At 67.0% G+C, this 646-nt stretch carries 1 protein-coding gene; it reads right to left on the bottom strand.

The window, feature by feature from the left end; all coding sequences use genetic code 11:
- Positions 1-208 precede the first annotated feature (208 nt).
- Positions 209-646: IS110 family RNA-guided transposase (locus tag AC1DXK_RS31110; RefSeq protein WP_477299724.1), on the bottom strand; the 438-nt coding region annotated here is incomplete at its 5' end.

The following is a 646-nucleotide window of genomic DNA, read 5'->3' as shown; positions in this document are numbered from 1 at the left end:
GGTTCAGGTGCTTCCGTGTGTCCGGCCTGTTGATGCAGCCATCCTCACGGCTGCGGGCCTGTATGGAGATCGCGGATCGGGTCCAAATCGCTTTTGCGCGCTCGAGGCGCCTGGACATTCACGGGTTTTCCCGACCCCGTCTTCTGACCGTTGCGCCATACCTCTCGACTGACCTTCCCTGCCTCCCTGACGCCTCAGGCCGTGGCGATTACGCCGTGGCCGGAGCTCTGTAGGAGCCGCCGTGGGCCATCAAGGCCCAGACGATCCGCGCCATCTTGTTCGCCAGGGCGACGGTGATCAGCATGCGCGGCTTGCGCGACAGCATGCTGGCCAACCATGCCCCAGCTTTATCGGGATCACGCGCCGCGACCTTGGTCGCAGAGCTCGCGCCCAAGATCAGCAACCGTCGCAGGCTGCGCTCGCCCATCTTGGTCGTTCGCCCCAGCCGCTCCTTGCCGCCGCTGGAGTGTTGCCGCGGGACGAGACCGAGCCAAGCCGCAAAGTCGCGCCCGCGGCGGAAGGTACTGGCGGCCGGTGCCAGAGCCACGAGTGCGGTCGCGATCACCGGGCCGACACCCGGTATCGTCATCAGCCGCTTGGCCACGGCATCGTCCTTCGCGCGTTGGGCGATCTCGCGGTCCAGACG

The sequence above is a fragment of the Methylobacterium sp. P3_A11 genome, assembly GCF_056403155.1.
The sequence above is the reverse complement of the archived record's forward strand: the minus strand, read 5'-3'. Positions and strand labels throughout refer to the sequence as shown.